The organism is Pseudomonas sp. S9 (genome assembly GCF_000222125.1).
In the GTDB taxonomy this organism is placed as follows: Bacteria; Pseudomonadota; Gammaproteobacteria; order Pseudomonadales; family Pseudomonadaceae; genus Aquipseudomonas; species Aquipseudomonas segetis.
Genome location: NZ_AFFX01000001.1, coordinates 59,930 through 86,543 on the forward strand (window position 1 = coordinate 59,930; position 26,614 = coordinate 86,543).

Genomic DNA, 26,614 nt, shown 5'->3' on the forward strand with positions numbered 1-26,614 from the left:
TTTACAGTTAAATTCCCCTTCTTTTGTTTAGTTTCGCTGGTTCTTAGCGCGATGCATTGCCAGTTAAAACGTTCCTAGCATTCGACCCCGGTTACCTAAGCTGTTAGTAAGCGAGTAGTAACAGGGGGCTTTATGACTAGGTTACTGGCGGTATTGATGATGTTGAGCATGGGGTTTCCGGTGATGGCCCAGCAAGTGCCGGAAACCATAGCGGGAGCGAGCACCATTAATGTCCTGCAGGCTCGAATCCTCTACGAGCAAGGCGCAATGTTTGTCGATGTACGTCCCTTGCGCGAGTGGTCCTGGGGCCATGTGCAGGGCGCTGCGCACCTGGACATCGATACCCGCTTTGCGCACCTGGCGACCGCTGACATTGCACGCGACACGCCCTTGGTCGTCTATTGCGACAACGATTTCAGTCAGCGCAGCGCCGAGGCCGTACGCAAGGCCGTCAGTTGGGGTTACAGCCAGGTGTATTTCTTTCGCAGTGGCTATTTTGCCTGGCAGTTGCTCGATTTCCCGCTGGACAAGGGCGAGAGTAATGATTCGCAGTTGTATGCCATGTCATACGGGTTCAAGCGCTTGACCGACTAACTATCCAAGGGGCTATCCGGTGGGCCTGAATTGAAACCTGCCGGGCATTTACCCTTGAGATGCCAGGCAAAGGCAATGATCTCGGCGATGCAGCGGTAGAGTTCTTCAGGAATGCTGTCGCCAAGTTCCAGGCGAGCAAGCAGGCGCACCAGCTCGGCATTTTCGTAAATGGGCACTTCGTACTCGCGGGCTATCGCCAGGATCGCCTCGGCCAGCTCATCGTCGCCCTTGGCGCTGAGCGTGGGGGCCTGCTGGCCGTCGTAGTTCAGGGCGATCGCTTGGCGGGGCTTGTTGTGCTTGCTCATGCGGTTTCGTCCACCCAGCGCTGTTGCAACGCTGTTTTTGGGCCCTGCGGTGGCGTGCCCTGGGCGCAGGACAGGGCGCTGACCTGTAGCCCGGCATCAATCAGGCGCTGGCGCAGATTGACCAGTTCGCTGTCGATCAGCCTGGCGGTGCTTGGCTGCTCGGCCCAGAGCGTGCTCGAGAGGCAGCCACGGGCCAGTTGGGTTTGTACTTGCACCGGTCCAAGTGGTTCCAGGTCAAAGGCCAGGTCGATGCGCCACAGCATTTCCTTTTGCTCCTGGGCGCTTGGTTTTTGTGGTTCGTCACGCTGGATTTTCAACTGCACCGGCACCAACTCTTGCTGGTTGCGCATTGGCAGTTCCAGTTGCCAGGTCGTGAGGATATTACCGTCTGGTCCTACCTGGGTTTGCGCCAGGCTGGACAGTTGGTGGGTCTGCAAGCGCGATACCGCTGCAGATGCCAGCTTGAGCAGGGCTTCAAGGTCCCCCTCTTCGCCAAGGGCCTGCAGAAGCCTTGAGGGCAGCGGGAAGCTCAGCGCCTGCTGTTTGCTGCTGTTTTGATTGATGCTACCCAGCAGGTTGCGGGCCAGGGCCGGTAAGGACTGGGCCATGACGGCGCTGGCGGCGGCCCCCGGTAGTGTGCCCTGTGCCGGTAGATTGAGTTGTAGCTGGCTGATCAGCTTGAGCAGGTTGGCCTTCAGGTCCGTCGGCAAGGCACTGGCCTGCGGGCCTAGCAGTTTGCTTTCAAGAAATGCGCCGCTGCTTTCCACCGCCTTGCTCAAGCCTTTGGCGTCACTCAGTTGCTGGCCATCGGGCAGTGCGCCTATCAATTTGTCGATGCTATTGCGTACGCTGCTCGGAATATCGCTGCGCTCGCTCAGGCCCTGCAAGGATTTGAATAACCCTTGCAACGAGCCTTGGTTGCTGTGTTGGCTCTGCAGTTGTTGCGTCAGGGCGAGTTGATCCAGGCGGCCACTCAATGGCAGTAGGTTGAGCGCCTGGTTGCCCTGCACCTGGGCGCTAAGCAGGCTTCCCGGTTGTAGCGACAAGGGCGTCTCGATTGACAGTTTGCTGCCGGCCAATGAGGTGTTGAGCAGACTGACCAAGACTTTGTAGATGACCTGGGCCTTGCCCTGCACGAGTTGTTCGCTGCTCAGTACCTTGCCTTGAATCAGCGTGCCGACCGGAAACTGCTTGAGGTCCAGGCTGTCGAGTGGTTTGTCGCCGCCTGGCTGCAGGGCCACAAGCAGTTTGCTGTCAGTGAGTGCGGTAATGGCCAGGGCAGAGCCCTGGGCAATGGGCCGACTACTGCTGGCTTCAAGGGTGGTCTGACGGCCGCTGTCCAGGGTCAGCCTGAGCATTAGCTGAAAACTCTGTGCGACCTGTTTGAGGCTAATTACTTCGGCGGTGGCGCTTTCCCCCTTGGCCAACAGTCCTTCAAGTGGTTGCAGCAGCTTTACGGCCATGTCGCTGGCCACCGAGCTTGGGCGGTTACTCGCGGGCGTGGGGGGTAATGGCCGACTGCTGCTTATTTCACTCATGGACGCGTTACACCCTGTCGAAAAGCCAACTGCGGGGAGGTGGGTCAGGCATGTATAATGCCGCCGCTGGATTGGAACCCCTGCAAAAGTACTGCGTTAGTTATCACTTGGTAAAACACGGCTCACAATCCTCGATCTTCAAGGACTGGGCCGGGCGAGGCGAATGCTCATATACAACTCTTATGTTGAACATGATCCTAGTTGCTTTTCGCACCTTTTACGTCGCATAAGCCCAACGCGCAGTTATACAAGGGTTCCCCGGAGGCGCCTGCTTGACTATATAGCGGCTGGAATGCCGTCATCTTGAATCATTTATTAGGTAAGAATGCTGTGATCAGCCCAATTCTCGAAGCCAGGTCGCTCGCCTGTGAGCGTGATTGGCGCATGCTTTTCGAGCATCTTGAACTGTCTCTGGTTCCCGGCGAAATGCTTCAGGTTGCAGGCCCTAACGGCAGTGGTAAAACCAGTTTGCTACGCCTTTTGGCAGGGTTGATGCAGCCAACCGCTGGCGAAGTCCGGCTCTATGGCTGTGCATTGGATAAACAGCGCGCCGAACCTGGCAAGTTGATCTGGATTGGCCATGCCGCCGGGATAAAGGGGTTGCTCACTCCAGAGGAAAACCTCACCTGGCTTTGCGCCCTGCAACAACCGGCGCCGCGCGAACAGATCTGGCAGGCGCTTGCTGCTGTCGGTCTGCGGGGTTACGAGGATGTGCCTTGTCATTCGCTGTCAGCTGGCCAGCAACGCCGAGTAGGTCTGGCCCGCTTGTACTTGCCGGGGCCAGAGCTGTGGATTCTCGATGAGCCGTTCACCGCGCTTGATATTGCTGCCGTCGCCCAGCTCGAGGCGCACCTGGCTGCGCATTGCGAGAAGGGTGGGCTGGTCGTGATGACGACCCACCACAGCCTATCGGTCAAGCCGCAGGGCTATCGTGTGCTTGATCTGGGATTGCGCCAACTATGAGTAACCTATTCACCCTGTTGGTGGCACGCGAAGCACGCTTGCTGTTCCGGCGTCCGGCTGAACTGGCCAACCCCTTGGTTTTCTTCGCCATTGTCATCGCCTTGTTCCCCTTGGCGGTGGGTCCCGAAGCTCAATTGTTGCAAACCCTTTCACCGGGGCTGGTCTGGGTGGCGGCTCTTTTGGCAGTGCTGCTCTCGCTGGACGGGCTTTTCCGCAGTGATTTTGAAGATGGCTCGCTTGAACAGTGGGTCCTTTCGTCGCACCCCCTGGCTCTTCTGGTTTTAGCCAAGGTGCTGGCACACTGGGCTTTTTCAGGCTTGGCGCTGGTCATCCTGTCGCCAGTGCTGGCGCTTATGCTGGGGCTGCCGACCCATTGTTTACCTGTTTTACTGATTTCGTTGTTGCTTGGGACGCCGGTCTTGAGCTTGTTGGGCGCGGTTGGCGCGGCATTGACTGTTGGCCTCAAGCGCGGTGGTTTGCTCCTGGCATTGTTGATTTTGCCGCTGTATATCCCGGTGCTGATTCTGGGCAGTGGTGCCTTGCAGGCGAGTTTGCAGGGTTTGCCAGCGGTGGGGCACTTGCTCTGGATGGCATGCTTGACAGCCTTGGCGGTGACATTCAGTCCTTTTGCCATCGCCGCGGGCCTTCGGATAAGCGTCGCTGAGTAGGCGTTGTAACTATAAAGATAAGTGGCCACCGTGCTCGGCATGCCGTGGTCGACTGTAGAACTGATGAGTAACCTGATGAACTGGACATGGTTTCACAAGCTGGGTTCGCCCAAGTGGTTTTATGAGATCAGTGGTCGTTGGCTGCCGTGGCTGATTGCAGCCGCAGCGCTGTTGATGGTGTCGGGATTGGTCTGGGGCCTGGTTTTTGCTCCACCTGAACGTTATCAAGGCGATAGCTATCGAATTATCTACATCCATGTACCGGCGGCATTCCTCGCCCAGGCTTGCTACCTGACCATGGCGCTTGCGGGCGCGGTTGGCTTGATCTGGAAAATGAAGATCGCCGATGTTGCCCTGCAACAAGCCGCGCCGGTGGGGGCCTGGTTGTGTTTTATCGCGCTGGTGACCGGTGCGATCTGGGGCAAGCCGACCTGGGGAACCTATTGGGTATGGGATGCACGCCTGACGTCGATGCTGATCTTGCTGTTCCTGTACTTCGGTGTGATCGCACTGGGGCAGGCAATCAGCAACCGTGACAGTGCAGCCAAGGCCTGTGCGGTGCTTTCACTGGTCGGCGCCGTGAATATCCCGATCATCCAGAAGTCGGTCGAGTGGTGGAGTACCCTGCACCAGCCAGCGACCTTCAAGATTACTGGCAAAGCCAGCATGAGCGCCGAAATGTGGCTGCCGCTGCTGCTCTCGGTGCTGGGGTTCTATTGTTTGTTTATCGTGCTGGTGCTGATGCGCATGCGACTTGAGGTGCTTAAGCGTGAATCACGCAGTGCCTGGGCAAAAGCGGAAGTCAGCAAGCTGGTGGGAGCGCGTCCATGAGTTTCGCATCATTGAGTGACTTTATTGCCATGGGTGGCCACGGCGTCTATGTCTGGTCGGCCTATGGCATCACCCTTGGGGTGCTCGGTTTGAACATTGCCATGCCAATTCTCGCCAAACGGCGCTATCTGCAAGACGAGGCGCGCCGTTTGCGCCGGGAGAGCAATTCGTGAACGCGGTTCGTAAAAAACGCCTGTATATCATTCTTGCCCTGGTCGCCGGTGTGGCTATCGCTGTGGGCCTTGCATTGTCTGCCCTGCAAGAGAATATCAACCTGTTCTATACCCCGACGCAAATTGCCAATGGCGAGGCGCCGCAAGACGCGCGAATTCGCGCGGGCGGCATGGTCACCGAAGGCTCGGTCAAGCGTTCGGCGGATTCACTGGAAGTCGAGTTCCTCGTCACTGACTTTGCCAATAGCGTTCCCATTCGCTATCGCGGCATCCTCCCTGATCTGTTCCGTGAAGGGCAGGGCATAGTCGCCCTTGGCAAGCTCAATGCAGATGGCGTGCTGATCGCCGACCAGGTCCTGGCCAAGCACGACGAGAATTACATGCCGCCTGAGGTCACCAAGGCGCTTAAAGAAAGCGGCAAGCTTAAGCCTGATGCGAAGGAGGGTGGCGCATGAGTGCCATGTTGATGGTTCCAGAACTCGGCCATTTGGCGATGATCCTGGCGTTGTGTATGGCCCTTGTGCAGGCCACTTTGCCAATGATCGGCGCCTGGCGTGGCGATCGCCAGTGGATGAGCCTGGCGCAGCCGGCAGCTTGGGGGCAGTTTGCGTTCCTGCTGTTTTCCTTTGCCTGCCTGACCTATGCCTTCATGGTCGACGATTTTTCGGTGCGTTACGTCGCCAGTAACTCCAACAGTGCCTTACCTTGGTACTACAAGTTCAGCGCCGTATGGGGCGCCCACGAAGGATCGCTGCTGCTTTGGGCATTGATTCTGGGCGGTTGGACCTTTGCGGTTTCGATTTTCTCGCGCCAGTTGCCTGAAGAAATGTTGGCCCGTGTGCTTGCCGTAATGGGCATTATCAGCGTTGGCTTCTTGCTGTTCCTGATCATTACGTCCAATCCCTTTGCCCGCCTGTTGCCAAACATGCCAGCAGATGGCCGCGACCTTAACCCCTTGCTGCAAGACTTCGGCCTGATTATCCATCCGCCAATGCTCTACATGGGCTATGTTGGCTTTTCCGTAGCCTTCTCCTTTGCCATTGCTGCACTGCTTGGTGGCAAGCTGGACGCTGCCTGGGCGCGTTGGTCGCGGCCCTGGACCATAGTTGCCTGGGCCTTTCTCGGCATTGGTATCGCCCTGGGCTCATGGTGGGCCTATTACGAGCTTGGCTGGGGCGGCTGGTGGTTCTGGGACCCGGTAGAAAATGCTTCGTTCATGCCGTGGCTGGTGGGCACTGCCCTGATTCACTCGCTGGCGGTTACTGAAAAGCGCGGTGTATTCAAGAGCTGGACCGTGCTACTGGCGATTGCTGCATTCTCATTGAGCCTGCTTGGCACCTTCCTGGTTCGTTCCGGTGTACTGACATCTGTGCATGCTTTTGCCAGTGACCCCGAGCGTGGTGTGTTTATCCTGGCGTTCTTGTTGCTGGTGGTCGGCGGTTCGCTGGCATTGTTTGCGGTACGGGCGCCGGTGGTTAAGAGCCAGGTGGGCTTTGCCCTGTGGTCACGCGAAACACTGCTATTGGTCAATAACCTGGTGCTGGTAGTGGCCGCTTCGATGATCCTGCTTGGAACCCTGTATCCATTGGTGCTTGATGCACTGACCGGAGCCAAGCTTTCGGTGGGCCCCCCTTACTTCAATGCGCTGTTTGTTCCGCTGATGGGGCTGCTGATGCTGGTCATTGCCGTCGGTGTGCTGGTGCGCTGGAAAAGCACGCCGGTCAAATGGCTGGTGAGCATGCTTATGCCCGTGTTGCTGGGGAGTGTTGCGGTTGGGGCAATCGCGGCGTTTGCCTTCGGTGATTTCAACTGGGGTGTCATGGCGGTGTGCATGTTGGCTGCGTGGGTCGTGCTGGCTGGCGTACGCGACATTTTCGACAAGACCCGCAACAAGGGCTTGTTCAAAGGCATGCGCGAGCTGACCCGCAGCTATTGGGGCATGCAACTGGCGCACTTTGGCATGGCCGTCTGTGCCTTGGGCGTGGTCCTGACCAGCGTCGGCAACCTGGAGCGTGACATGCGCATGGCGCCGGGCGACCAGGTTCAAGTGGGCGCCTACCAGTTTGTCTTTGAAGGCTCGAAGCACCGTGAAGGGCCAAACTTCAGCGCCGACCGCGGCACCATGCGAGTGCTCGAAGATGGTCAGCAAATCGCCGTGTTGCACCCGGAAAAGCGCTTCTACAAGGTGCAGCAGTCAATGATGACCGAGGCTGCAATTGATGCAGGCTTCACCCGTGACCTGTTTGTGGCCTTGGGCGAACCATTGGAAGACGGCGCCTGGGCTGTGCGGGTGCACATCAAGCCATTCGTGCGCTGGATCTGGCTGGGTGCCTTGTTGATGGGCTTTGGCGGTTTGCTGGCGGCGTTGGATAAGCGCTACCGGGTCAAGGTGCGCACGCGCGTGCGCGAGGCATTGAGCATGACGGGGGCTGCTGCATGAAACGGTTGATCCTGCTGTTGCCGCTGGCGCTGTTTCTGGCCATCGCGGTGGTGCTTTATCGCGGCATGTTTCTCGATCCGTCCGAGCTGCCTTCGGCGCTGATCGATAAGCCGTTCCCGGCGTTTTCGCTGCCTTCGGTGCAGGATGGTAAAACCATCACCCTGGCCGATATCAAGGGCAAGCCAGCGCTGGTCAACGTCTGGGCGACCTGGTGCATTTCGTGCCGGGTCGAACATCCGGTGCTGAACAAGATCGCCAAGCTGGGCGTGAATATCTATGGCGTCAATTACAAGGATGACAATGCCGAGGCACAAAAGTGGCTGAAGGAATTCCACAACCCTTATCAACTTAATATCAGTGACGCCAAGGGCTCGCTGGGGGTTGACCTTGGGGTCTATGGCGCGCCGGAAACCTTCCTGATCGACAAGGACGGCATCATTCGCCACAAGTTCGTCGGAGTGATCGATGACAACGTCTGGCGGGACCAACTGGCGCCGTTGTATCAGGCCATGATCGATGAGGCCAAGCCATGAAGCACTTGACCTGGCGCCGAGTCTGCGCAGCGCTGCTATTGGGGTTGGCCTTGGTAAGCACGGCGCATGCGGCCATCGATACCTATGAATTCAAGACCGAGGCCGAGCGCGAGCGCTACCGTCACCTGACTGAAGAGTTACGCTGCCCCAAATGCCAGAACCAGAACATCGCCGACTCCAATGCACCCATTGCCCTGGATTTGCGCGCCGAGATCTACAAGAAGATCGAAGGCGGCGAGAGTGACCAGCAAATCATTGATTACCTGGTCGCCCGTTACGGCAACTTCGTACTGTACAAGCCGCCGGTGACGGCACGTACCCTGGTGCTGTGGTATGGCCCGGCAGCCTTGTTGATCGGTGGTTTCGTGCTGTTGGCCGTGATCGTGCTGGGTAAGCGTCGGCGCAAGGCCGAGCGATATGAAGGTCTGTCAACGGATGAGCAGCAACGTCTGGCTGCGGTACTAAATCAAGCGCCTTTGGATAAGAAAGACTGATGATTGAATTTTGGCTATGTGCGGGTCTGTTAATCCTGGCCGCCTTGGGGTTTCTGCTGATTCCTGTTGTGCGTGCCCGTAAGTTTCAGGCTGAAGAAGATCGTACCGCGTTAAACGTGACGCTCTATCAGGAGCGAATCAAGGAACTTGAGGCCCAGCTTGCCGCCGGTGTATTGACCGCCGAGCAGATGCAAGTGGGGCGCGACGAGGCATCTCGTGAGCTGTTGTCGGATACCGAGGGGCTCACCGCCAAGGCTGGCGTTCTGGGGCGCAAGGTGCCGCTGATTGTAGCGCTGCTGATGCCGCTGCTCGGCTACGGCTTGTACATGCACTGGGGCGCCATTGATCAGGTCGAGCAAACCCTCGCCTTTGCCGACCAACCGCAAACCATTGAAGCCATGACCGCGCGCCTTGAAACCGCTGTCAAGGAAAATCCCGACTCGGCTGAAGCCTGGTATTTTCTGGGTCGGACCTATATGGCCCAGGAGCGCGCGGCAGAAGCAGCGAAGGCGTTCGAGAAGGCCGTTGGCCTGGCCGGGCGTGATCCAGCCTTGCTTGGTCAGTGGGCACAGGCGATCTACTTTGCTGGCGACAAGCAATGGTCGCCACAATTGCAAAGCCTTACCGATGAAGCGCTGAAGGCTGATCCTGAAGAAGTCACCAGCCTGGGTTTGCTGGGGATTGCGGCATTCGAACAAGGCCGCTTCCAGGATGCGGTCGATTCATGGGAAAAACTGGTCGCCGTATTGCCTGAGAACGATCCATCGCGCCAGGCTATCCAGGGCGGTATCGAGCGTGCGCGTGGCGAGCTTGACCCCGATGCCGCAACCAGTACTGCAGCGCCAGCTCCAGGCGCGACGGCCAATACCGGGCATAAGCTCAAGGTCAAGGTTGAGCTGGCCACTGCGTTGAAAGATAAAGTGCAGCCGAGCGACAGCGTGTTTATCTTTGCTCGCGCTGTTTCTGGCCCGCCAATGCCCTTGGCCGTCAAGCGCTTGACCGTTGCGGACTTGCCGGTTGAGGTCAGCCTGTCTGACGCCGATGCAATGATGCCGCAATTGAAGATTTCCGGCTTTGATCAGGTTCAATTGGTTGCCCGGATATCCCGTAGCGGCAATGCAACCCAAGGTGAATGGGTCGCAAAACCAAAGGCTGTCGCCACCAATAGCGATGAGCTGCAGCAACTGACGATTGACAGTGCCGAGGCTTCCGTCCAATGAGAACCTGGCTGGGCTACGCGGGGTTGGCCGCGCTGTTGCTGCTCTCAGGTTGCTCCACCCATGGCCCGGGCACCCAAGTCACGGATTTGCCAGTCAAACCGTCGCACCCTCGCTATGCGCCACCTCCGGGGGCTCAAAGCCACTGGGTCCCGGCATTGGGTGTGTATTCGGTTGAAGGTGCCCGTGACCTTTACTACCGCGAGCGTACCTACTATCGCTGGAGTAATGGCTGGAGCTGGGGACTCAGTGCCAATGGGCCCTGGCAAGACGCCGACAGCAGTGAAGTGCCGCCGGCCTTGTATCATTACTACGCCAAGTAGGGCGGATAAGAGCTTCCTATCCGCCGCAGCTGGCTATTGGCCGCGTTAGCTCTGTCAATCCCGGCAAGCTGGTTGCCGTCAGGCCAATACCCCGTCACGGAAGTCGCGCAATGCTTGCTCGATTTCCTCGCGGCTGTTCATCACGAAGGGACCGTATTGGACGATGGGCTCGCCAATGGGTTTGCCCGCGATCAACAGGACCTTGGCGCCCGTGGCACTGGCCAGGTGCAACTCGCCCTGATCCGACAGTCGTATCAGGCGTCCGCCATGGACGCTGTCAGGGCTGGCTTCGGGCAACTGCAGGCTGCCTTCGTAGACATAGAGCATCACGCGGTGGCCCTCGGGTAACCTGGGCTGGACCTGGCTGCCTGGCGCCAGATGCAGGTCGAATAGCTGAGGCTCGGTGTCCGGACGCTGCACGGCGCCATCCTGAGTCAGTTGGCCATCGCTGAACTGGCCGGCAATCACCACCACCTCGACGCCTTGCTCAGTGCTCAGGCGAGGGATTTCGCTGGCGGCTATATCGCGGTAGTCCGGGTCATTGAGCTTGCTTTTGCCCGGCAGGTTGAGCCACAACTGGAAGCCGCGCATGGCACCATCCTGCTGTTCTGGCATTTCGCTGTGGATCACACCGCGGGCTGCGGTCATCCATTGCACGCTGCCGCTTTCGAGCAGGCCGACATTGCCCATGTGATCTTCGTGGCGCATGCGTCCTTCAATCATATAGGTGATGGTTTCAAAGCCGCGATGAGGGTGGGGCGGGAAGCCGGCAATGTAGTCGTCTGGATTTTCCGTGGCGAACTCATCAAGCATCAGGAACGGATCAAAGCGCTCCAGACCTGCACCGCCAATTACCCGGTTCAGTTTGACCCCGGCGCCGTCGGATGCGGCTTGGCCCGGTTGCACGGAGAGAATTCTGCGCATGCTTTTCATCAGGCACCTCCATAGCTGACATGATGTTAATGGCGCTATGGTATTGGATCTTATTAGATAGATGGGTGCTAAATTCTTGAGTAACCAATCGATTAATTCGATTGGTTATATGTTCAACAAGACAGGTTTCCGAGGCATAAAAAACGCCCAGTTCGAGCTGGGCGTTTTATTTTTGCAGGATTAACGCTATTCGTTGATCTGCAGTTTGCGAGCTTCGGTGTAGAAGTAGCGGATCTTCTCGTACTCGAACGGCGAGTTGAGCTGGCCGTAGCGGAAGTTGACGGTAGAGCGTGTGTCGATCGCCCAGAGTGTGCTGACTTCAAGTTGCGGGGAGTCAAAGCTGAATGCAAAGAAGTCGAGGAAGTCGAGGGTTGCCAGGCCTTCGAAGTCGGCAACCAGCCCAGTGCCATCGCGCAGCGTTGAGGGCCCCAGGATAGGCAGCATCAAATAAGGGCCGGCAGGTACGCCGTAGTAACCCAGTGTCTGGCCGAAGTCCTCACGTTGCTTGGGGATCCCCATTTTGGTCGCGGGGTCCCATACACCAAGCACGCCAATGGTGGTGTTGAGCAGCAAGCGCGCGGTGATATCCATCGAGCGCTTGCCTTTGAGTTGCAGCAAGCTGTTGGCCAGGTTGCTGATATCACCGATATTGGCAAAGAAGTTGCTGACCCCGCTTTCAACAAAGTCAGGTGTGATCCAGCGATAGCCATCGACTACCGGAATAAATACCCATTCGTCGAAGCGGTAGTTGAAATGGTAGATGCGCCGGTTGATTGACTCCCAGGGATCGTAGACATCCAGGGCCTGGAAGCTCGACTGTTCGAACACATGCTGATCAAGTCCTGGGTTGAACTCGAGTCGTTCCAGAGGGTTCTTGAAGCCATCTTCACCGATTGGTGGCGTCGTTTCGGCCCACGCGGATTTTGCGCTGAGCAACAGGGCGAGCAGGAGAATTTTCTTAACCACGGAAGAACTCCAGCATGGCGTCGCTGTTGACGCGGTAGTTTAGGTTGCCGCAGTGTCCGCCAAGCGGGTATACGGTCAGGCGGTCGCCCATGGTACGGCGCAAGAAACCCAGGTCGCCCGGGCCAAGAATGATGTCGTCGGCGTTATGCATGACCGCGATCTTTGGGCTGTTCTTCAAGTAGTCCTCCAAGGCGTAGAGGCTGACCTTGTTCACCAGTTGATCGAGGCTGCCACCGTCGTAGCGGGCACGCCACATGGGAATCAGCTGCTCACGCATGTAGCAGTCGAAGTCGCACTGCAATGCACGGCGCAGATAAGGTGTCATGTCGGTATTGGATTTGATGACCGTGCCAGGTGGTGTGATCAAGCCGCGGCGGTTAAGCAGGTCGGAGGTATAGGCGATATCCGATGAAGAAAAACGGAACACCGTACCAATGAGCATGGCCATCTGTTCGTCGGTCAAATGCTCCTTGGACATTTGGAATTCATAGAGCATGGCCTCGTTCATGTCGATGTAGCCTTTCTGCTCGAAATAGCGCGACAGCTTGCCGAGGATAAGGTCGAAGAAGTTACTGTTGGTATTGATCCCCTCGACTTTGGTCTGCACCAATTTGTTGAGGTTGCTGATCGAGGTGTAGAGGTTTACCGGCGGGTTGAGCAGCAATACACGCTTGAAATTAAAGCTGCGCCGTTGCTCGTCGAGTTTGCTGACGAAGGCAGCATTTAGCGCGCCGAGGCTGTAGCCGGTCAGGTAGTAGTCGCTGACTTTCAAGTCTGGATGCTGGGCGCGAACTGCCTGCATGGCGCGGTACAGGTCATCCGCATCGTCTTCCGATAGCCCAGGCGTGGCATGGCGCGAGGCTGATGCCATGAAGTCATAGCTGGTTGGTGACGAGAGTTGGACCACATGGAAGCCCGCGCCATAGAACAGCTTCTTCAGGTATTCAGGCGTGCTGCTTGAGTATTGGGCGCCGGTACCCGCGATAATGAAGATCAGTGGCGCTTCGCCGTCTTGCTCGGCCAGGCGGTATTTCATCTTGGTGACCGCCCAGAGGTTATCCGGCAACTCGTACTCACGCTCCGGGTGCAGCAATATCTTGTAGTCGCTCTGGTCGATATCGCTGTCGTCCGGCAAGCTCGGGCGCAGGTCTGGCGGCGTTGTGGCGATGGTCGCCTCAAACGGGTTGGTAATCGGGTAGCCATAGCTTTCGATGTCTACATCAGCCGCCCACAGTGGTGCACTGAGGGTTAGGCCGCAGACAAGCGCAGCAAGGCGGCGGGTAAGCGACATGGGTAAAGTCCCTTTAGAAGATGACGTAATATTGAAGTATTGATTTATGACAATTGAAAGTTAAGCAAGTGCAAGTCCGTCTGTAACTTTTGCCAAGTCCCTGAGCGCGCCGCCAGTCAGGCGAAATTGTGTCCAATCTTCCAGGGGATGGGCGCCGAGTTGTTTATAGAAACCAATTGCCGGCTCATTCCAGTCAAGTACAGACCATTCCAGACGTCCACAGCCGCGAGCAACCGCAAGTTTAGCCAGTGTGCTCAATAACGCCTTGCCGAGCCCTGAACCGCGCGTTTCGCTGCGCACGTACAGATCCTCAAGGTAGATGCCTGGCTTACCCAGGAATGTCGAGAAGTTATGGAAGAACAAGGCAAAGCCACTGGCCTGGCCGTCGAGTTCGCCAATCAGTACTTCCGCATACGGGCGTGGGCCAAAAAGGTGGTTGGCGAACTCTTCAGGGTCGGAGGTGATCTGATCCCCAAGCTTTTCGTACTCAGCCAGCTCGGCGACAAGGGTCAAAATCAAAGGCATGTCTGCACGCGTGGCTGGGCGAACATTAATACGACTCATAAAATTTCCTTTTTACTCAACCTGCCCAGCATGCCGGTATGGATGGAGATGATCAACATTACTTGCATCCATTGACCGTGCGATTATTCTGGGCACCGCCTATTAGATTGGAGTTACCCATGCCTCGCCCCTGGTTTCTGGCCATTTTTGTAGCTTTGGTATTACTGAGCCTGGCTGCCTGTTATGGCTTGCGTTATGGCCTGATGGAGGGCGATGAATGGGTGGGCGCCTGCGCCGATACTCCTGAACTATTTGCCTGCAGCCTGCGCTCAACACTGGGCTGGATGATTCACCTGCGAGTCATTGCCTGGGCTGCCATTGTACTGGCCGGTCTCGGCTTTTTGCTGCCCGGGCGACTGGGTTGGTGGTTGGCTGCGCCCGGGTTGCTGCTGGGGCTGGCAGGTTTGGTACTGTACAGCGCAAGTATTTCAGTTTTTGCCGTGGTTCTGGCGTTGTTGCGGTTGGTGCGGGCGCCGCAGTCATCAAGGGTTGCGGCGCCCAACGCCTGAAGCCTAGCTCGGCGAGGCTGGGCGTTGTTGCAGGCTGCGCCACAGCGCTGCAGCAAGCAGTGCGCTGACCATGGCCCAGCCGATTGCCTGAATATTGCCCAGGGTTTCTTCAAAGAGTTGCAGCGGGATTCCAGCTGCTATCAGTAACAGCAGCACCAGGGTCTCACGGCGAAAACTGGCAACCGGACGCCACAGATAAACCAAGGCTGGCAGCAGCAATGCAGGGCTTGGGAAGCTGCGATAGCGCGCATCGGTGACCAGCGCAAGCATCATAACTGCACCTGCAAAGCCGCTGGCAATCAACCACCAATGGCGCCGCCTATCTAGCCAGTCGAACAGTGCCTTGCGCCAAGTGTTGCAGTCGCTCATGGCCAGGCTGATGTGCATCAGGACAATCATGTTCAGGGCCAGCAGTGCGCCAGCCCACAGCCACTCGCCAATATAACGGCTGGTGATCAGGCTCTGCTCTGCCCAGAGGCCCATGCAGCCAACCCCGACAGCGGCCAGCAGTGGCTGAAGCAGGTTATGGTGCATGGGTTGCGGGCGCCATGCCAAGAGCAGTATTGCGCCATAGAGCAAAGCGCTGACTCCCAGCCAGATCGGCCAGCCAGGCAGGTTCGAGACGCTGCCTGCGAGCACTGACTTGTCTTTGCGGTCGGCGTCGTACAAGCCCCAGTAGCCACCGACGGCTCCTTCGCTAGTGCGCTTCCAGGGCTGGTCAAAGGCCTCGATCAAGTTGTAGCGCCAGCCATTTTCTTCCGCCATGGTGACGAAACCGCGCATGAACCTGGCCTGGTTGACCCGGCTCGGCAGGGCCGTTTCACGCTGGCGACCTTCGCTTGGCCAGCCGGTCTCGCCGATCAGGATATCCTTGGGTGCGAATTTCTTGGCAAACAGGTTGCGAACCTTGGCGACCTGGGCCAGTGCCGTGTCGATGCCCGCCGGATCATCTTCCCAGTAAGGCAGCAGGTGAATTGTCAGAAAATCCACTGCGGGCGCGATTTCAGGGTGTTTCAACCAAAACTCCCAGACATCGGCATAGGTCACTGGCTGCTTGATCTGGGACTTGACCTGGTTGATCAGTTTGACCAGCTGTTTGGAGGTCACTTCCTTGCGCAGCAGGGTTTCGTTGCCGACTATCACCGCCTTGACAATATCAGGATTGGCGTTGGCGGCCTTGATCGCGCCTTTGATCTCGATTTGAGTTTCAACCGGGCTGCGGCTGACCCAGGCGCCGATCATCAGGGTCAGGCCATGCTTCCTGGCCAAGTCTGGCAGTGCTTCAAGGCCGGTCACGGAGTAGGTGCGCAGGCAGTCAAAGCGTTCGGCGAGAATCCCGAGATCTATATCCATGCGCTCATTGCTGATGCGCAAGGGTTTCTGGAAGGGGGACTGGTCTTTGCCAAAGGGGGTGTACGAAGCGCACTGCATCTTGTGCGAGGCGCTGGCGACATCGGGTAGCTGCACGGGTTTGCCAAGTCCATACCAAAGCCCGGTTAAGAGGATTAATCCCAACAGGGTGCTAAGTAGGTAAGCAAGCAATGAAAAGCGTTGGATAGCAGGCATAGTAGGGCGCACGGAGGAGGACGCTGGCAATGGTAACGGATACTGGATGGCGACGGCACAAGCAAATGCAACTGCACAAGATCAGTGCTTGGCAGCGTTAATATGACGTTTGTTCTTTGGTTTGGTTCGAATGTGGGAATCGGAACGCTAGGGTCGGGTTATTGCACATGGGTGCAGTTCGGGCAGGGAGCCCGGTAACCTGAATAGGATATTTCAATATGCGCATTTATATCTTGCCAGTGCTGCTGGCTTTGGCTTGCACAGTTGTCCCATTCACCCTTAGCGCTGCGGAGCCCGCGGCAAAACAACAAGCTGTTGCTGAGCGGGCTGAAGCGCAAACGACCATCAATTTGAACACCGCAGATGCAGCCACCTTGCAGCAAGGGCTGACCGGTGTTGGTGAGATGAAGGCCAAGGCCATCGTTGCCTACCGAGATAGCGTCGGGGCATTTGCCTCGGTCGATGAGCTGCTTGAGGTCAAGGGGATCGGGGCGGTGATCCTTGAGCAGAATCGCAGCAAGCTCAGGGTCAAGTAGCGTTAGTCTGTGCCTTATATTGCAGGCAATAAAAAAGCGCCTTGGCGGCGCTTTTTTAATTGGAACAGAGTTAATGACTCTGTTCCTAAGATTCAACTCTTATCAACAGCAAGAGCGAAAATGGTGGGTCGTGTGGGATTCGAACCTACGACCAATTGGTTAAAAGCCAACTGCTCTACCAACTGAGCTAACGACCCAAATAATGGTCGGGGTAGGGGGATTCGAACTCCCGACATCCTGCTCCCAAAGCAGGCGCGCTACCGGACTGCGCTATACCCCGACAAGTGGCTCCACGACCTGGACTCGAACCAGGGACCCAATGATTAACAGTCATTTGCTCTACCAACTGAGCTATCGCGGAACAACGACGCGTATCCTACTGATTATTAAGGGGAAGTCAAGCCTCTGACGACCCCTTTTTTAATATTTAAAGGACTTTGGCGATGGCTTCGGTCACGGCCGGCAGATTTCGCACGTTAAGGGCTGCCACGCAAATGCGGCCTGTGCCCACGGCATAGATACCGAACTCGGTCTTCAGGCGTTCGACCTGCTCGGTGGTCAGGCCGGAGTAGGAGAACATGCCGCGTTGCTGGGCCACGAAGCTAAAGTCGCGTTTGGCACCCAATGCCGTCAATTGCTCGACCATGGATAGGCGCATGTTGCGAATGCGGTCACGCATCTCACCCAGCTCGGCTTCCCACATTGCACGCAACTCAGGTGTGTTGAGTACGGTAGCGACAACGCTTGCGCCATGGGTTGGCGGGTTGGAGTAGTTGGTGCGGATGACACGTTTAACCTGCGACAGCACGCGGCTGCTTTCATCCGTTGAGCTGGTCACGATGGACAATGCGCCAACTCGCTCGCCATACAGCGAGAAAGACTTCGAGAATGAACTTGAAACAAAGAAGGTCAGCCCCGACTGTGCAAAGAGGCGAACGGCTGCGGCGTCTTCTTCGATACCATCGCCAAAACCCTGGTAGGCGATATCGAGGAATGGCACGTGTTCGCGTTCACGGATAATCTCCAGGATCGCTTGCCAGTCTTCGATGTTCAGGTCGACGCCAGTTGGGTTGTGGCAGCAGGCATGCAGCACAACAACCGAGCGGGTCGGCAGGTTTTTCAAGTCTTCGAGCATGCCGCCACGGTTTACACCGTTACTGAAGGCATCGTAGTAGCGGTAGTTGCGAACCGGGAAGCCCGCAGCTTCAAACAGGGCGCGATGGTTTTCCCAGCTTGGATCGCTGATGGCAACGCAGGCATCGGGCAGCAGGCGCTTGATGAAGTCGGCGCCGACCTTGAGAGCACCGGTGCCGCCCAGCGCTTGAGTGGTAATGACCCGGCCTTCACTGACCAGGCGGGAATTGCTGCCAAACAGCAGGGTCTGAACTGCATGATCGTAGGCGGCAATGCCTTCAATTGGCAGGTAGCCGCGTGGGGCATGGGCTTCAATACGTGCTTTTTCCGCCTCGGCCACAGCGCGTAGAAGAGGGATGCGGCCTTCTTCGTTGGTGTATACGCCAACGCCAAGGTTAACCTTATGGGCACGGGTATCAGCGTTGAATGCTTCGTTGAGGCCCAGGATCGGATCGCGCGGAGCCATTTCGACGGCGGTGAACAGACTCATGAGTGTGGCAGCTCTGTTTTGAGAGAAGTGGGAGGCAGGCATTCCCGGATGTCTGGCATTAGGGAATGCGTCAGTGGCCCGTTAGTATAGCGGGCTAGATAGCGTGCTGCGACTGCGTATGCATGCTTTTCGCAAGGTATGACGTACTCTATCGGGTCGCGTCACATCGTTTGTTGAGGTTAGTTATGTCCGATTTTGAACTGGTTACCCGTTTTCAGCCTGCTGGTGATCAGCCAGAGGCAATCCGGCAGATGGTTGAAGGGCTCGAAGCTGGGCTTTCGCACCAGACTTTGCTTGGGGTAACGGGGTCGGGCAAGACATTCAGCATTGCTAATGTGATTGCCCAGATCAATCGGCCAACGCTGGTGCTGGCACCCAATAAGACCCTGGCCGCCCAGCTCTATGGCGAGTTCAAGGCATTCTTTCCCAATAATGCGGTCGAGTACTTTGTTTCCTACTACGACTATTATCAGCCTGAGGCCTATGTACCTTCGTCTGATACCTTTATCGAAAAAGACGCCTCGATAAACGACCATATCGAGCAAATGCGCCTTTCAGCGACCAAGGCGCTGCTGGAGCGTCCTGACGCTATCATCGTCACCACGGTGTCATGTATCTATGGCTTGGGCAGTCCCGAGTTGTACCTGAAGATGGTGCTGCACGTCGATCGAGGCGACAAGATGGATCAGCGGGCCTTGTTGCGCCGCCTGGCTGATCTGCAATACACCCGCAATGACATGGATTTTGCCCGCGCGACCTTTCGCGTTCGTGGTGATGTGATTGATATCTTCCCGGCTGAATCCGACCTTGAAGCGATTCGTATCGAGTTGTTCGACGATGAGGTTGAAAGCATTTCCGCCTTCGACCCGCTGACCGGCGAAGTCATCCGCAAGCTGCCGCGTTTTACCTTCTATCCAAAGAGTCACTACGTGACGCCGCGTGAAACCCTGCTTGAGGCGGTGGAGAAGATCAAGGTCGAACTGGCCGAGCGCCTTGAATACCTGCGTGGCGCGAACAAACTGGTCGAAGCGCAGCGTCTTGAACAGCGCACCCGTTTCGATCTGGAAATGATTATCGAGCTGGGTTACTGCAACGGCATCGAGAACTACTCACGCTATCTGTCGGGGCGTGATTCCGGCGAAGCGCCGCCGACCCTGTACGACTACCTGCCTGACCAGGCCTTGCTGGTGATCGACGAATCGCACGTCAGCGTGCCCCAGGTCGGGGCCATGTATAAGGGCGACCGTTCACGCAAGGAAACCCTGGTCGAGTATGGCTTTCGCTTGCCATCGGCGCTGGATAACCGGCCAATGCGCTTTGAGGAGTGGGAAAACGCCAGCCCGCAGACCATATTCGTCTCGGCAACCCCCGGTCCCTATGAAGCCGAGCATGCCGGGCGCGTCATTGAGCAGGTGGTGCGCCCGACCGGCCTGGTTGACCCGCAAATTGAAGTGCGGCCGGCGCTGACCCAGGTGGATGACTTGCTGTCTGAAATCCAGAAGCGCGTGGCCATTGAAGAGCGTGTCCTGGTCACCACGCTGACCAAGCGTATGGCTGAGGACCTGACCGATTACCTGGCGGATCACGGTGTTCGGGTGCGCTACCTGCATTCGGATATCGACACTGTTGAGCGCGTCGAGATTATCCGCGACCTGCGTATCGGCGCCTTTGATGTGTTGGTCGGCATCAACCTGCTGCGCGAAGGCCTGGACATGCCCGAGGTTTCGCTGGTCGCGATCCTCGATGCCGACAAGGAAGGTTTCCTGCGTTCCGAGCGCTCGCTGATCCAGACCATTGGCCGGGCGGCTCGTAACCTCAATGGCCGGGCCATTCTTTATGCCGATCGCATGACCGGTTCGATGGAGCGGGCGATTGGCGAGACCGAACGGCGACGTAATAAGCAGATTGCCTATAACGAGGCCAACGGTATCGTGCCCAAGGGGGTGTTCAAGGATGTTCAGGATATTCTTGAGGGCGCCGTGGTTCCGGGGGCGCGCAGCAACAAGCGCAAGGGCATGGCCAAGGCCGCCGAGGAGCAGGCTCGCTATGAAAATGAGCTGCGCTCGCCAAGCGAAATCAGCAAGCGCATTCGTCAGCTTGAGGAAAAAATGTACCAGTTGGCGCGGGATCTGGAGTTCGAGGCCGCAGCGCAAATGCGTGACGAAGTGCAGAAGTTGCGCGAGCGCCTGCTTAAGGTCTAGCCCGGAAATGTGTTGGTGGGCGATGTCTTCACCCACTGCAACGGCTGTCGATGCTTAAGTTGACGCTGACAAGCTTTGCGTTGTCGCCCCGTGAGGCTGTTTTTTGTTCGCCAGGGCGTTAGCGTCTACCGAAGATAATCAACATCACACCGCCAAGCGTAATGACGCAGGCCAGCATCGCCAAGGTGCTTAGCTGTTCATCGAGCAGCAGGTAGCCAAGCAGTAGCGCTACAACCGGATTGATAAAGGCGAAGGTCGAAACCAGGCTTGGCCGCACCTCGCGCAGTAACCAGAAATAAGCGGGATACACGCCCAGGCTAACAGGTAGCACCAGGTAGGCCATCCACAACCATGACTGGCTGCTCAGCGAACCGAGGTCGAGGTTTTGCCAGTCACCATGCAAGGCGCCGAAGATTGCCAGCAGCAGCGCGCCAATCAACATTTGCAAGCTGAGCCCAAACCAGCTTGAACTGAATGCCGGGCGCTGACGCAGCAGCCAGGCCCCGGTGGCCCAGATCAGCGTGGCGATAACCACTGTCGCGCCGGCAAACCACTGGGCTGATGAAGCGCTGTTGCCGAGGCCGTTGCTCATCAACAGGACAATGCCGGTACAGGCAATTGCCAGGCCACACAGTACCCAGAGGGGTGGGCGCTCGCCGAGCAACCATTCCAGCGCCACGCTCCACAACGGCAGCGTGGTGTAGAGCATTGCCACCATGCCTGTCGGCAGGTATTGGTTGGCGTAGATCAGGGCGCCCTGGCCAATGGCGATCAGCGACAAACCGCCTATGAAAACGCCGCCGATATCGCTGCGTTTAAACCTGAGTTGCCCACTGGCAAGCACCCAGGTCAGCGCCAGGGCGCCTGCCAGGGTGAAGCGCAGGCTGCCGAGAACGAAAGGCGGCAGCTCGCGAAGCAGGAAGTGATTGGCCAGATAGGTGGTGCCCCAGCCAATGTAGATAACGCTGAAGGCGCCAATCAGCATCAATGTGCGGGCGCGGGAGTCAGTTGTGGGCATGTTCAGCCTGGTAGATGCACACCGCCGGGTCAGCGGTGCAGGTCGATGTGAAACGGATAGCTTACCCAGCCCGCAAAGCCGGTGCGGTGGCTGTCAATGAGCGCCAGCGCCGGCTGTACTCGCATTCGCGGGCAGTTTCTTGGTGAGTAAAACTGCGGTCATGCTGATGCACAAGGCAATGCCAATCCAGTGAAAGGCATCATTGTAAGCCATGATCATCGCTTGCTCATGGGTGATTTGGCTGATTCTTGCCAATGCCGCTTGCTCGCTGCCGAGCTTGTCCGTGAGCATGGCCATGCGTTCCGCGACTTGTGGGTTGCTCGGTACCAGTGACTCACGCAAATAATCGAAGTAAACCTTGGCCCTGCTGTCGAGCAGGGTGGCCAGCAAAGCGATGCCGATGGCGCCCCCAAGGTTACGCAGGATATTGAACAGGCTGGATGCGGAGCCCGCGTCCTGGGGCATGATGTAGGAGGTTGCGATCAGCGATACGGTGACCATCACCATCGGCTGGCCCAGCGCCCGGATAATCTGGATGTGGTTGAACTGTTCCCCGGCGAAATCCGGGTTGAGCACGCCGGACAAAATACTCGCTGCGCCAAACAGGGCAAAACCCAGCGCGCACAGCCATTTTGGGGAAATCACCTTCATCAACAGTGGTACCAGCGGAATCAAGAACAGCTGGGGAATGCCCATCCACATGATAACCTGGCCAATCTGCAGGGAGTTGTAGCCTTGGATCTGGGCCAGGTAGAGCGGCAGCACATAAATCGAGCCATACAGGCCCATGCCCAGGCCGACACTGGAAATGCTGGAAAGACCAAAGTTGCGCTCGCCCAGGATTCGTAAATTGATCAGTGGGTTGCTGCGGGAAAACTGCAAAATCACAAACAGGATCAGGCTGATGCTGGCAATACTGCCAAGCCCGGCAATCAGGTTGGATTCCAGCCAGTCCTTGCGATGGCCTTCCTCAAGGAACACTTGCAGGCAGCCAAGCCCGATGCCGAGGGTGACAATACCGGCGTAGTCAGTGCTTTTCAGCAGTTCCCAGTGAGGGGCTTTCTTTTCCAGGCCGTAAAGCAGGCCTGCGATCATCAGCAGGCCGGGTGGGATATTGATGTAGAAAATGTATTCCCAGCCAAATTGTTCTGTCAGCCAGCCGCCCAGCGTTGGGCCTATTGAGGGGGCGAAAGTGGCGGTCATGGCAAACAGTGCCATGCCTTTGGCGCGGTGATGTTCCGGCAACTTGATCAGGGTCAGGGTGAATGCCAGGGGAATCAGTGCGCCGCCGGTAAAGCCTTGCATGGCGCGGAACACGATCATGCTGTCGAGGCTCCAGGCCATCGAGCAGAGCAGGGATGAAACCAGAAAACCGATCGAGACCCAGATCGCCAAGCGCCGTGCAGACAGTAGCTGCACCAGCCAGGCGGTCAGTGGAATCATGATGATTTCAGCGACCAGGTAGGACGTGGAAATCCACGAACCTTCTTCAAGCGTGGCTGAAAGCGCGCCTTGGATGTCCTTGAGTGATGAATTGGTGATCTGGATGTCGAGCACCGCCATGAAGGCGCCCAGCATCACACTCATTACCGCAATCCAGTCGCGCCTGCTGGGTTCGCCAGTCGGTCGGACGAGTTGATCACCCGCCATGGCTTTGGTCGTCGCTGATGTCTACGACTACTTCAACCGACATGCCGGGGCGAATCAGGCCATGCAGCGGGTTGTCCTTGTCGAACATCAACTTGACCGGGATACGCTGCACCACCTTGGTAAAGTTGCCAGTGGCATTATCTGGTGGCAACAGGCTGAACTGCGCGCCTGATGCGGCGAACAGGCTGTCGACCTTGCCCTTGATCGGCGTGTCGGGAAAGCTGTCGAAGGTCAGCTCGGCGCTTTGACCTGCACGCATGTGGCCAATTTGGGTTTCCTTGAAGTTGGCCTGGACCCAGATGTCCTGGTCCGGTACCAGCGACATCAGGTAAGCACCGGTTTGCACATACTGGCCATTACGAGCGGCACGCTGGCCGACGAAGCCGCTGATAGGCGCACGGATTTCAGTTCGGCTGATATTGAGCTTGGCTTGTTCAATGTCGGCGCGGGCACTGGCAATTTGCGCGTTGAGGCTCTTGATTTCAGCTTGCAGGGTGTCGATCTGCTGTTTTTGCGCCTGCAGATCAGCTTCGGCCTTGGCCACTTGGGAGCGGGCAACGCTGCTGTCGGCATCAAGGGTGGTGACGCGTTCTTCCGAGATATAGCCGGACTGGCGCAATGTGATTGCACGCTGCATATCTATCTTGGCGCGGCTTAGTGTCGCTTGGCTTGCGCTGACATCAGCCTTGCTGGCCGCGATCATGCTGTTCTGCTGGCTGAGGGTGCTTTGCGTTTGTGCCAGCTGTGCTTCACGCGTGGCCAGGGTGGCCTCGGCGCGTTGCAATGCCAGTTTGAAATCGCTGTTTTCCAGCTCGACCAGCAGTTGACCCTGTTCGACATGCTGGTTGTCCTGCACCAGTACCTTTTCCACGCGGGCACTGAGCTGGCTTGATACACGGGTAATTTCGCCCTGGACATAGGCGTTGTCGGTCTCTTCATGGAAGCGACCGATCAGCCACCAATGTGCAAAAAATGCAGCCGCAATGACCGCAAGGATGGCCAAAAAGACAAACAAACGGCGTTTTAATTGGGCAGGCATGGTGGCTGACTCAAAGCGTAGACAATAATTCTTGCAAATCTAACAGTGTTCCTTTTCGGCCTCTAGCCGTTAGACTTCATAAACTTTGTTGCTTATAGGGAACAATCATGGGGTTAGATGATGCGCTGATTTTCACCAGGGTGGTTGAACATCACAGCTTTACCCAGGCGGCTAACAGCCTGAATATGCAGAAATCAACGGTGAGTCGACGCATTGTCTTACTCGAAGAGCGCCTGGGGGTGCGTCTGCTGAACCGGACTACGCGCAAGTTGCGATTGACCGAGGTCGGTGCTGCTTATTACGAGCGCTGCCGGCAGATCATGCTCGATTTCGCTGAAGCCGAGCAGGCGGTCATGCAACTGCAGCAGGAACCCTCTGGCTTGCTGCGCATTACTGCGGCGGTCGAGTTTGGCCAGCAGTTTCTTGGTCGCGTGCTGGGCGAGTTCATGCGGCAATACCCGAGTATCACGGCTGAAGTGGAGTTGACTTCACGCAACGTTGACCCTGTCGAGGAGGGGGTTGATATCGTGATTCTTGTAGGTCAGCCGCAAGACTCGACACTGGTTGCACGCAAGTTGTTTGAAGCCCGGTGTAGGTTGTGTGCCAGCCCAGCCTACTTGGCTGCCCATGGGACACCCGCTTGCAGTGAGGATTTGGCCCAGCATCGGGCTATTCTCCTGCAACGGGACGCCTCCCGGTATTGGCCCTTGCTGGACGACACCATTGCCTGTGAGCGGGTGCTGCTGTGCAACAACATTACATTCGCACGCGAAGCGGTGTTGGCTGGGGCGGGTATTGCCGCGTTGCCGAACATGATCTGTGAGCTGGCGATTCGCGAAGGGCGCTTGATCGAGTTGCTGCCCGAGGCTGCCTTGCCAACGGTTGAGGTCTATGCGATCTACCCATCACGGCGCTTCCAGGCGATGAAAGTTAAGACCTTTCTCGATTTCCTGATGAAGAGCCTGGCCGAACAACAAGCACGTGAACTGGAGCCTGCCATGGCAGGCCTGCTAATATTGGCAACCTGATCCTCGCTTGAAGAACCCTGCAGCCTGATGCGGCTGCAGGGTTCCATTGCGCCTCGCACCGCTTGCAAGAGAGCAACCATGAAAACTGTTCGTACCCGTATTGCGCCGTCGCCTACCGGTGACCCGCACGTAGGCACCGCTTATATCGCTTTGTTCAACATGTGTTTTGCACGCCAGCACGGTGGTGAATTCATTCTGCGTATTGAAGACACCGACCAGCTGCGTTCTACGCGTGAATCCGAACAGCAAATTTTCGATGCGTTGCGCTGGTTGGGTATCGAGTGGAGCGAAGGCCCTGATGTTGGCGGTCCGCACGGCCCGTACCGGCAGAGCGAGCGTGGCGACATTTATAAGGAACACACCCAGCAACTGGTCGATAAGGGCCATGCCTTCCATTGCTTCTGTACTTCTGAGCGCCTGGACAAGCTGCGCGCCGAACAAATGGAGGCCAAGCAGACTCCCCGTTACGACGGCCTGTGCATGAATCTGCCGGCAGATGAGGTCAAGCAGCGCCTGGCAGCTGGCGAGCCAAATGTCGTGCGCATGAAGGTGCCGACCGAAGGCGTTTGCGTGGTGCCGGACATGCTGCGTGGTGATGTCGAGATCCCGTGGGATCGCATGGACATGCAGGTGCTGATGAAGACCGATGGCCTGCCAACCTACTTCCTGGCCAACGTGGTTGACGATCACTTGATGGGGATTACCCACGTATTGCGCGGCGAAGAGTGGCTGCCGTCGGCGCCCAAGCTGATTTTGCTCTACGAGTATTTTGGCTGGGAGCAACCCGAGCTGTGCTACATGCCGCTGCTGCGCAACCCGGACAAGAGCAAGCTGTCGAAGCGCAAGAACCCGACCTCCATTACCTTCTACGAGCGCATGGGCTATTTGCCGCAGGCCATGCTCAATTATCTGGGGCGCATGGGTTGGTCGATGCCTGACGAGCGTGAGAAATTCACCCTTGAAGAGATGGTTGAGCACTTCGATATCAACCGTGTCTCCCTGGGTGGGCCTATTTTCGACCTGGAAAAACTGTCCTGGCTCAACGGCCAGTGGATGCGCGAGTTGAGTGTCGAGGATTTCATTGCAGGCGCGCAGCAGTGGGCGTTCAATAGCGACTACGTCAAGCAGATTGCGCCTCATGTACAAGGCCGTGTCGAGACGTTCAGCCAGATTGCGCCATTGGCAGGTTTTTTCTTCGCCGGTGGAGTCAATCCAGATGCTGCGCTGTTCGAGCACAAGAAACTCTCGTCCGACCAGGTTCGCCAGGTGATGCAGTTGATCCTGTGGAAGCTCGAAGCCTTGCGTCACTGGCAAAAAGACAATATCACTGGCTGCATTCAGGCCGTGGTCGAGCACCTGGAGTTGAAGCTGCGTGATGCCATGCCGCTGATGTTTGCCGCAATTACCGGCCAGGCCAGCTCAGTTTCGGTGCTTGATGCCATGGAAATCATCGGGCCGGACCTGACCCGTTTTCGTCTGCGTCAGGCGATTGAGTTGCTTGGCGGTGTATCGAAAAAAGAAACCAAAGAGTGGGAAAAACTGTTTGGCGCAATCAAGTAATGACTTGGCCAGCCTCTGGAGATTTGTGGTATCCCGCTGGGCAAGGGTAA

General features: G+C 57.2%; 27 protein-coding genes and 3 tRNA genes. 16 read left to right on the forward strand and 14 right to left on the reverse strand.

What is annotated here, in order from left to right; translation table 11 throughout:
- The first annotated feature begins 132 nt into the window (after positions 1-132).
- Positions 133-594: a rhodanese-like domain-containing protein gene (locus PSES9_RS0100320; protein ID WP_029529291.1), complete on the forward strand. Its 462-nt coding sequence runs from the start codon at positions 133-135 to the stop codon at positions 592-594.
- Here PSES9_RS0100320 and PSES9_RS0100325 read toward each other — a convergent pair.
- Both PSES9_RS0100325 and fliK read right to left on the reverse strand, forming a co-directional pair.
- A complete protein-coding gene (locus PSES9_RS0100325) occupies positions 591-899 on the reverse strand; it encodes an EscU/YscU/HrcU family type III secretion system export apparatus switch protein (RefSeq protein ID WP_010482941.1) in 309 nt (102 codons plus the stop codon). The genes PSES9_RS0100320 and PSES9_RS0100325 overlap by 4 nt on opposite strands.
- Positions 896-2,437, reverse strand: a complete 1,542-nt coding sequence (gene fliK, locus PSES9_RS0100330; RefSeq protein ID WP_029529292.1) for a flagellar hook-length control protein FliK — start codon at positions 2,435-2,437, stop codon at positions 896-898. The genes PSES9_RS0100325 and fliK overlap by 4 nt, the downstream gene beginning before the upstream one ends.
- A gap of 330 nt (positions 2,438-2,767) precedes the next feature.
- Between fliK and ccmA the strand changes: the two genes are divergently transcribed.
- The 10 genes from ccmA (at position 2,768) to PSES9_RS0100380 (ending at position 10,079) form a co-directional block, all read left to right on the forward strand.
- A complete protein-coding gene (gene ccmA / locus PSES9_RS0100335) occupies positions 2,768-3,400 on the forward strand; it encodes a cytochrome c biogenesis heme-transporting ATPase CcmA (protein ID WP_010482944.1) in 633 nt (210 codons plus the stop codon).
- Positions 3,397-4,068 carry a heme exporter protein CcmB gene (gene ccmB, locus PSES9_RS0100340; RefSeq protein WP_010482946.1) on the forward strand — a complete coding sequence of 224 codons (672 nt, stop codon included), beginning with the start codon at positions 3,397-3,399 and terminating at the stop codon, positions 4,066-4,068. The genes ccmA and ccmB overlap by 4 nt, the downstream gene beginning before the upstream one ends.
- 72 nt (positions 4,069-4,140) lie before the next feature.
- Complete coding sequence (locus PSES9_RS0100345; RefSeq protein ID WP_085987573.1) at positions 4,141-4,899, forward strand: heme ABC transporter permease; 759 nt, start codon at positions 4,141-4,143, stop codon at positions 4,897-4,899.
- Positions 4,896-5,072 (forward strand): heme exporter protein CcmD, encoded by a 177-nt coding sequence (gene ccmD, locus PSES9_RS0100350; protein WP_010482948.1) that lies wholly within the window; start codon positions 4,896-4,898, stop codon positions 5,070-5,072. The genes PSES9_RS0100345 and ccmD overlap by 4 nt, the downstream gene beginning before the upstream one ends.
- Positions 5,069-5,527, forward strand: a complete 459-nt coding sequence (gene ccmE / locus PSES9_RS0100355) for a cytochrome c maturation protein CcmE (RefSeq protein ID WP_010482950.1) — start codon at positions 5,069-5,071, stop codon at positions 5,525-5,527. Before ccmD ends, ccmE begins: the two co-directional genes overlap by 4 nt.
- Before the next feature lie 11 nt (positions 5,528-5,538).
- Positions 5,539-7,512 (forward strand): heme lyase CcmF/NrfE family subunit, encoded by a 1,974-nt coding sequence (locus tag PSES9_RS0100360; protein WP_010482952.1) that lies wholly within the window; start codon positions 5,539-5,541, stop codon positions 7,510-7,512.
- Positions 7,509-8,045, forward strand: a complete 537-nt coding sequence (locus tag PSES9_RS0100365) for a DsbE family thiol:disulfide interchange protein (RefSeq protein ID WP_010482954.1) — start codon at positions 7,509-7,511, stop codon at positions 8,043-8,045. Before PSES9_RS0100360 ends, PSES9_RS0100365 begins: the two co-directional genes overlap by 4 nt.
- Complete coding sequence (locus tag PSES9_RS0100370; protein ID WP_010482955.1) at positions 8,042-8,539, forward strand: cytochrome c-type biogenesis protein; 498 nt, start codon at positions 8,042-8,044, stop codon at positions 8,537-8,539. The genes PSES9_RS0100365 and PSES9_RS0100370 overlap by 4 nt, the downstream gene beginning before the upstream one ends.
- Positions 8,539-9,759 carry a c-type cytochrome biogenesis protein CcmI gene (gene ccmI, locus PSES9_RS0100375; RefSeq protein ID WP_010482956.1) on the forward strand — a complete coding sequence of 407 codons (1,221 nt, stop codon included), beginning with the start codon at positions 8,539-8,541 and terminating at the stop codon, positions 9,757-9,759. Before PSES9_RS0100370 ends, ccmI begins: the two co-directional genes overlap by 1 nt.
- Complete coding sequence (locus PSES9_RS0100380) at positions 9,756-10,079, forward strand: hypothetical protein (RefSeq protein ID WP_010482957.1); 324 nt, start codon at positions 9,756-9,758, stop codon at positions 10,077-10,079. Before ccmI ends, PSES9_RS0100380 begins: the two co-directional genes overlap by 4 nt.
- A 78-nt stretch (positions 10,080-10,157) precedes the next feature.
- On the opposite strand, the gene PSES9_RS0100385 is transcribed toward PSES9_RS0100380, so the two are convergent.
- The 4 genes from PSES9_RS0100385 to PSES9_RS0100405 all read right to left on the reverse strand — a co-directional run bounded on the left by PSES9_RS0100385 (position 10,158) and on the right by PSES9_RS0100405 (position 13,833).
- Complete coding sequence (locus tag PSES9_RS0100385; RefSeq protein ID WP_010482959.1) at positions 10,158-11,012, reverse strand: pirin family protein; 855 nt, start codon at positions 11,010-11,012, stop codon at positions 10,158-10,160.
- Between the two features lie 186 nt (positions 11,013-11,198).
- Complete coding sequence (locus PSES9_RS0100395; RefSeq protein ID WP_010482961.1) at positions 11,199-11,978, reverse strand: MlaA family lipoprotein; 780 nt, start codon at positions 11,976-11,978, stop codon at positions 11,199-11,201.
- Positions 11,971-13,269, reverse strand: coding sequence for a serine protein kinase PrkA (locus PSES9_RS0100400; RefSeq protein ID WP_010482962.1), 1,299 nt, complete (start codon positions 13,267-13,269; stop codon positions 11,971-11,973). Before PSES9_RS0100400 ends, PSES9_RS0100395 begins: the two co-directional genes overlap by 8 nt.
- 60 nt (positions 13,270-13,329) lie before the next feature.
- Complete coding sequence (locus tag PSES9_RS0100405; protein WP_010482964.1) at positions 13,330-13,833, reverse strand: GNAT family N-acetyltransferase; 504 nt, start codon at positions 13,831-13,833, stop codon at positions 13,330-13,332.
- A gap of 119 nt (positions 13,834-13,952) precedes the next feature.
- Between PSES9_RS0100405 and PSES9_RS0100410 the strand changes: the two genes are divergently transcribed.
- On the forward strand, positions 13,953-14,342 hold the full coding sequence (locus tag PSES9_RS0100410) for a hypothetical protein (protein WP_010482966.1): 390 nt from the start codon (positions 13,953-13,955) through the stop codon (positions 14,340-14,342).
- Positions 14,343-14,345: 3 nt separating this feature from the next.
- On the opposite strand, the gene PSES9_RS0100415 is transcribed toward PSES9_RS0100410, so the two are convergent.
- Positions 14,346-15,908 (reverse strand): glycoside hydrolase family 17 protein, encoded by a 1,563-nt coding sequence (locus tag PSES9_RS0100415; protein ID WP_029529294.1) that lies wholly within the window; start codon positions 15,906-15,908, stop codon positions 14,346-14,348.
- A 218-nt stretch (positions 15,909-16,126) separates the two neighbouring features.
- Here PSES9_RS0100415 and PSES9_RS0100420 point away from each other — a divergent pair, with 218 nt between their 5' ends.
- Positions 16,127-16,444 (forward strand): ComEA family DNA-binding protein, encoded by a 318-nt coding sequence (locus PSES9_RS0100420; protein ID WP_010482970.1) that lies wholly within the window; start codon positions 16,127-16,129, stop codon positions 16,442-16,444.
- A 121-nt stretch (positions 16,445-16,565) separates the two neighbouring features.
- Here the strand turns inward: PSES9_RS0100420 and PSES9_RS0100425 are convergent.
- From PSES9_RS0100425 to PSES9_RS0100440, 4 genes are all read right to left on the reverse strand, one after another.
- Positions 16,566-16,641: transfer RNA gene (locus PSES9_RS0100425), tRNA-Lys, on the reverse strand.
- A 6-nt stretch (positions 16,642-16,647) separates the two neighbouring features.
- Positions 16,648-16,724, reverse strand: a tRNA-Pro gene (locus PSES9_RS0100430).
- Positions 16,725-16,729: 5 nt separating this feature from the next.
- Positions 16,730-16,805 (reverse strand) — tRNA-Asn (locus PSES9_RS0100435).
- A 66-nt stretch (positions 16,806-16,871) separates the two neighbouring features.
- A complete protein-coding gene (locus tag PSES9_RS0100440) occupies positions 16,872-18,068 on the reverse strand; it encodes an amino acid aminotransferase (RefSeq protein WP_010482971.1) in 1,197 nt (398 codons plus the stop codon).
- 185 nt (positions 18,069-18,253) lie between these two features.
- Between PSES9_RS0100440 and uvrB the strand changes: the two genes are divergently transcribed.
- Positions 18,254-20,269, forward strand: a complete 2,016-nt coding sequence (gene uvrB / locus PSES9_RS0100445) for an excinuclease ABC subunit UvrB (protein WP_010482973.1) — start codon at positions 18,254-18,256, stop codon at positions 20,267-20,269.
- Between the two features lie 118 nt (positions 20,270-20,387).
- Here the strand turns inward: uvrB and PSES9_RS0100450 are convergent, their stop codons facing one another.
- From PSES9_RS0100450 to PSES9_RS0100460, 3 genes are all read right to left on the reverse strand, one after another.
- A complete protein-coding gene (locus tag PSES9_RS0100450; protein ID WP_010482974.1) occupies positions 20,388-21,287 on the reverse strand; it encodes an EamA family transporter in 900 nt (299 codons plus the stop codon).
- Between the two features lie 93 nt (positions 21,288-21,380).
- Positions 21,381-22,937 (reverse strand): MDR family MFS transporter, encoded by a 1,557-nt coding sequence (locus tag PSES9_RS0100455; protein ID WP_029529295.1) that lies wholly within the window; start codon positions 22,935-22,937, stop codon positions 21,381-21,383.
- Positions 22,927-23,976 (reverse strand): HlyD family secretion protein, encoded by a 1,050-nt coding sequence (locus PSES9_RS0100460; protein ID WP_010482978.1) that lies wholly within the window; start codon positions 23,974-23,976, stop codon positions 22,927-22,929. Before PSES9_RS0100460 ends, PSES9_RS0100455 begins: the two co-directional genes overlap by 11 nt.
- A 107-nt stretch (positions 23,977-24,083) precedes the next feature.
- On the opposite strand from PSES9_RS0100460, the gene PSES9_RS0100465 reads away from it, so the two are divergent.
- Both PSES9_RS0100465 and gltX read left to right on the forward strand, forming a co-directional pair.
- Complete coding sequence (locus tag PSES9_RS0100465; RefSeq protein WP_010482980.1) at positions 24,084-25,004, forward strand: LysR family transcriptional regulator; 921 nt, start codon at positions 24,084-24,086, stop codon at positions 25,002-25,004.
- Positions 25,005-25,082: 78 nt separating this feature from the next.
- The gene (gltX, locus tag PSES9_RS0100470; protein ID WP_010482982.1) at positions 25,083-26,564 is read left to right on the forward strand and encodes a glutamate--tRNA ligase; all 1,482 of its coding nucleotides are present in this window, start codon (positions 25,083-25,085) and stop codon (positions 26,562-26,564) included.
- Positions 26,565-26,614: the final 50 nt, after the last annotated feature.

Excerpts from the sequence above, each read along its gene's own strand:
- PSES9_RS0100320 (WP_029529291.1), top strand. The coding sequence starts at position 133 with ATGACTAGGTTACTGGCGGTATTGATGATGTTGAGCATGGGGTTTCCG.
- PSES9_RS0100325 (WP_010482941.1), bottom strand. The coding sequence starts at position 899 with ATGAGCAAGCACAACAAGCCCCGCCAAGCGATCGCCCTGAACTACGAC.
- fliK (WP_029529292.1), bottom strand. The coding sequence starts at position 2,437 with ATGAGTGAAATAAGCAGCAGTCGGCCATTACCCCCCACGCCCGCGAGT.
- ccmB (WP_010482946.1), top strand. The coding sequence starts at position 3,397 with ATGAGTAACCTATTCACCCTGTTGGTGGCACGCGAAGCACGCTTGCTG.
- ccmD (WP_010482948.1), top strand. The coding sequence starts at position 4,896 with ATGAGTTTCGCATCATTGAGTGACTTTATTGCCATGGGTGGCCACGGC.
- PSES9_RS0100360 (WP_010482952.1), top strand. The coding sequence starts at position 5,539 with ATGGTTCCAGAACTCGGCCATTTGGCGATGATCCTGGCGTTGTGTATG.
- PSES9_RS0100365 (WP_010482954.1), top strand. The coding sequence starts at position 7,509 with ATGAAACGGTTGATCCTGCTGTTGCCGCTGGCGCTGTTTCTGGCCATC.
- PSES9_RS0100370 (WP_010482955.1), top strand. The coding sequence starts at position 8,042 with ATGAAGCACTTGACCTGGCGCCGAGTCTGCGCAGCGCTGCTATTGGGG.
- ccmI (WP_010482956.1), top strand. The coding sequence starts at position 8,539 with ATGATTGAATTTTGGCTATGTGCGGGTCTGTTAATCCTGGCCGCCTTG.
- PSES9_RS0100380 (WP_010482957.1), top strand. The coding sequence starts at position 9,756 with ATGAGAACCTGGCTGGGCTACGCGGGGTTGGCCGCGCTGTTGCTGCTC.
- PSES9_RS0100385 (WP_010482959.1), bottom strand. The coding sequence starts at position 11,012 with ATGAAAAGCATGCGCAGAATTCTCTCCGTGCAACCGGGCCAAGCCGCA.
- PSES9_RS0100400 (WP_010482962.1), bottom strand. The coding sequence starts at position 13,269 with ATGTCGCTTACCCGCCGCCTTGCTGCGCTTGTCTGCGGCCTAACCCTC.
- PSES9_RS0100405 (WP_010482964.1), bottom strand. The coding sequence starts at position 13,833 with ATGAGTCGTATTAATGTTCGCCCAGCCACGCGTGCAGACATGCCTTTG.
- PSES9_RS0100410 (WP_010482966.1), top strand. The coding sequence starts at position 13,953 with ATGCCTCGCCCCTGGTTTCTGGCCATTTTTGTAGCTTTGGTATTACTG.
- PSES9_RS0100415 (WP_029529294.1), bottom strand. The coding sequence starts at position 15,908 with ATGCCTGCTATCCAACGCTTTTCATTGCTTGCTTACCTACTTAGCACC.
- PSES9_RS0100420 (WP_010482970.1), top strand. The coding sequence starts at position 16,127 with ATGCGCATTTATATCTTGCCAGTGCTGCTGGCTTTGGCTTGCACAGTT.
- PSES9_RS0100440 (WP_010482971.1), bottom strand. The coding sequence starts at position 18,068 with ATGAGTCTGTTCACCGCCGTCGAAATGGCTCCGCGCGATCCGATCCTG.
- uvrB (WP_010482973.1), top strand. The coding sequence starts at position 18,254 with ATGTCCGATTTTGAACTGGTTACCCGTTTTCAGCCTGCTGGTGATCAG.
- PSES9_RS0100450 (WP_010482974.1), bottom strand. The coding sequence starts at position 21,287 with ATGCCCACAACTGACTCCCGCGCCCGCACATTGATGCTGATTGGCGCC.
- PSES9_RS0100455 (WP_029529295.1), bottom strand. The coding sequence starts at position 22,937 with ATGGCGGGTGATCAACTCGTCCGACCGACTGGCGAACCCAGCAGGCGC.
- PSES9_RS0100460 (WP_010482978.1), bottom strand. The coding sequence starts at position 23,976 with ATGCCTGCCCAATTAAAACGCCGTTTGTTTGTCTTTTTGGCCATCCTT.
- PSES9_RS0100465 (WP_010482980.1), top strand. The coding sequence starts at position 24,084 with ATGGGGTTAGATGATGCGCTGATTTTCACCAGGGTGGTTGAACATCAC.
- gltX (WP_010482982.1), top strand. The coding sequence starts at position 25,083 with ATGAAAACTGTTCGTACCCGTATTGCGCCGTCGCCTACCGGTGACCCG.